General features: G+C 67.3%; 5 protein-coding genes. 2 read left to right on the forward strand and 3 right to left on the reverse strand.

Annotated elements, in window-relative coordinates; genetic code table 11:
* From OXF11_17315 to OXF11_17325, 3 genes are all read right to left on the reverse strand, one after another.
* Nucleotides 1–192: hypothetical protein (locus OXF11_17315; protein MCY4488858.1), on the reverse strand; the 192-nt coding region annotated here is incomplete at its 3' end.
* 90 nt (nucleotides 193–282) lie between these two features.
* Nucleotides 283–798, reverse strand: coding sequence for a hypothetical protein (locus tag OXF11_17320; protein MCY4488859.1), 516 nt, complete (start codon nucleotides 796–798; stop codon nucleotides 283–285).
* Nucleotides 799–881: 83 nt separating this feature from the next.
* Nucleotides 882–1,499 (reverse strand): hypothetical protein, encoded by a 618-nt coding sequence (locus OXF11_17325; GenBank protein ID MCY4488860.1) that lies wholly within the window; start codon nucleotides 1,497–1,499, stop codon nucleotides 882–884.
* 141 nt (nucleotides 1,500–1,640) lie between these two features.
* On the opposite strand from OXF11_17325, the gene OXF11_17330 reads away from it, so the two are divergent.
* Both OXF11_17330 and OXF11_17335 read left to right on the forward strand, forming a co-directional pair.
* Nucleotides 1,641–2,030: a hypothetical protein gene (locus OXF11_17330; GenBank protein MCY4488861.1), complete on the forward strand. Its 390-nt coding sequence runs from the start codon at nucleotides 1,641–1,643 to the stop codon at nucleotides 2,028–2,030.
* Nucleotides 2,031–2,115: 85 nt separating this feature from the next.
* Nucleotides 2,116–2,634 (forward strand): hypothetical protein, encoded by a 519-nt coding sequence (locus tag OXF11_17335; protein ID MCY4488862.1) that lies wholly within the window; start codon nucleotides 2,116–2,118, stop codon nucleotides 2,632–2,634.
* Nucleotides 2,635–2,806 lie beyond the last annotated feature (172 nt).

A 2,806-nucleotide genomic window follows, 5' to 3' on the forward strand; every position in this document is an offset into this window, starting at 1 on the left:
AAGGGCGGACTGACCGGCGTTTGTGCCGACGGTGACGCGGACACGGGTGGCGCCGCTACGGCGGGCGTTCTGAAGAGTCTCGGTGAAGACGTCGCCGAGACTTGATGCATAAAGCTTCGTGACGCGCTTCAGCGCGCTCTCGTGGACCCGCGCGCGTATCGTCGCCGCGGGTGGGATGGCGGTGTGGTTCATTGCAGCGTCTCCATGACGGGTTGGGAAAAACGAAGGGAACTGTGCGCAAGACCAGCCAACCAATGCCCGTCCGGGTGGCCCGGTATGCGACTACGACAACCCTTTCTTCAGAAAATCGCGGACCATCGTCTTGCACTCCGCCAGCGTCGAGCCGTAGATGCTGTCCACCGAGCAGATTTCCTCAACGCCGGACGATCCCGCCCACTCGAACATGCCGGGTTCCCGATACAGTTCGCCGATCTCCTGCCCGTCCAGATAGACGGGGACCCGCCTGCATGGCGTGTAGCTGTCGCCGTCTTCGCGCACCCTGCCGAAAGTCAATGCCGGCCCTTTCCCCTTGTCCTTGGCAGGGATGCCGTGACGATCGGCCAGCCGCCGGATCAGCTCCTTGCGGGTGTCAGCGGTCTCGACGACAGGGGCCTTGCGCCTCATCATCGTGCTCATGGATTCCGTTGGATGCTCCAGGTCCGTTTCCCGGACTGCGTACCATTGCCGGTACGGGACGTTGTTCCGGTTGGTGACGCCCAGCCTGGGGTTGCGGGCGTTGTTCACGAGAACCAGCCCGTGGAACCGGTAGGCGCCGGTGTAGTGTCGATAGGATTCCATGCCTGTGTCCCTTCCTGTCCCTGAAATGGAAACGCCCCGCCCGGCGTTGTGCGGGGCGGGACGCTTGGGGGCCCGGGGGCAGATCAGACGCGGCGCAGGAACTCCGGGATGTCGAGTCCGTTGCCGTTGTTGTGGCCGTTGGCGGCGATGGGTGCGGCATGGTGTTCGGCCGCCTCTGGGGCCTCGATGCTCTCGATCGTCGAGACCGGCGGCGGATCGGCGGGTGCGTCGGCGTGCTCCGGCTCCACCGGCTCCGCGGCGCCTGCGCTGTCGGGTTCCGACGGCGGTTCCGTAACGGCTACGGAGTCTGTTGTGTCGGCGGGCGGCGCTGTCCCCGCACCATCACCCTCGACGCCGACGCTGCCCGCGTCGAACGCCTTGAAGCCCGGGGGCGTCCACGCGAGCGCGGCCGCGTGGGCGTCGGCGGCGACGCCCAGCGGAGGGCTGCCGGCGGCGAAAGCCTCTTCCATCGCCCTGGCGAGCGCGGGCTTCTTGTTCTTGGCCCGCGCAGAGGCCCATGCCGGTCCCAGGGTCTCCCTGGCGATGTCGAGGATGCGGCCCTTGTTGATCCGGGACCACAGCATGTCCGCGGTCGGACGCACCTGGCCGGCGAAGTCGATGTCGAGCCGGGCGACGGTGGCTTCCAGCTCGGGACGCGCCTGTGGCTCCCACGCCCGCCGCCCCCTGACGGTCCGCGCCACCCCGGCCGCCCATAATCGCCGCCTGGTTGGCTGTGGCCGCCAATCAAAAGGGCCCGCATCCTCGACATCGCCGGGGAGCCCCTGGGACCGGCCTGGGCGTCTGCGCGGGCAAAGAACAAGAAGCCCGCGCTCGCCAAGGCGATGGAAGAGGCCTTCGCCGCCGGCAGTTCTCCGCTGGGCGTCGCCGCCGACGCCCACGCGGCCGCGCTTGCCTGGACCCCGCCCGGCTTCAAGGCATTCGACGCGGGCAGCGCCGGCGTCGAGGGTGATGGTGCGGGGACAGCGCCGCCCGCCGACACAACGGACTCCGTAGCCGTTACGGAACCGCCGTCGGAACCCGACAGCGCAGGCGCCGCGGAGCCGGTGGAGCCGGAGCACGCCGACGCACCCGCCGATCAGTCGCCGCCGGTCTCCACGGTCGTGAGCATCGAGGCCCCAGAGGCGGCCGAACACCATGCCGCACCCATCGCCGCCAACGGCCACGACAACGGCAATGGACTCGACATCCCGGAGTTCCTGCGCCGCGTCTGATCTGCCCCCATCTCCCCAAGCGCCCCGCCCCGCACAACGCGGGGCGGGGCGTTTCCATTTCGGGAACAGGAAGGGACACACGGCAATGGAATCCTATCGACACTACACCGGCGCCTACCGGTTCCACGGGCTGGTTCTCGTGAACAACGCCCATCACCCCAGGCTGGGCGCCACCAACCGGAACAACGTCCCGTACCGGCAATGGTACGCAGTCCGGGAAACGGACCTCACGCATCCAACGGAATCCGTGGGCACGATGATGAGGCGCAAGGCCCCCGTTGTCGAGACCGCCGACACCCGCAAGGCGCTGATCCGGCGGCTGACCGACCGTCACGGCATCCCTGGCAAGGACGCAAGAGGAAAGAAGCCGGCATTGAGGTTCGGCAGGGTGCATGAAGACGGCGACAGCTGCACGCCATGCAGGCGGGTTCCCGTCTACCTGGACGGGCAGGAGATCGGTGAACTCTATCGGGAGCCCGGGATGCTCGAGTGGGCGGGATCATCCGGCGTGGAGGAAATCTGCTCGGTGGACAGCATCTACGGCTCGACCTTGGCGGAGTGCAAGACGACGGTCCGTGAGTTCCTGGAGCCGGAGTTGTCGTAACCGCACATGATTCCCTTCGTTTTTTCCCAACCCGTCATGGAGACGCTGTAATGAACCACACCCTCATTCCACCCGCGGCGACGATACGCGCGCGGGTCCACGAGAGCGCGCTGAAGCGCGTCACGAAGCTCTATGCATCAAATCTCGGCGACGTCTTCACCGAGACTCTTCA

This window comes from Deltaproteobacteria bacterium, assembly GCA_026712905.1.
In the GTDB taxonomy this organism is placed as follows: domain Bacteria; phylum Desulfobacterota; class Binatia; order UBA9968; family JAJDTQ01; genus JAJDTQ01.

Excerpts from the sequence above, each read along its gene's own strand:
- OXF11_17320 (MCY4488859.1), bottom strand. The coding sequence starts at position 798 with ATGGAATCCTATCGACACTACACCGGCGCCTACCGGTTCCACGGGCTG.
- OXF11_17330 (MCY4488861.1), top strand. The coding sequence starts at position 1,641 with ATGGAAGAGGCCTTCGCCGCCGGCAGTTCTCCGCTGGGCGTCGCCGCC.
- OXF11_17335 (MCY4488862.1), top strand. The coding sequence starts at position 2,116 with ATGGAATCCTATCGACACTACACCGGCGCCTACCGGTTCCACGGGCTG.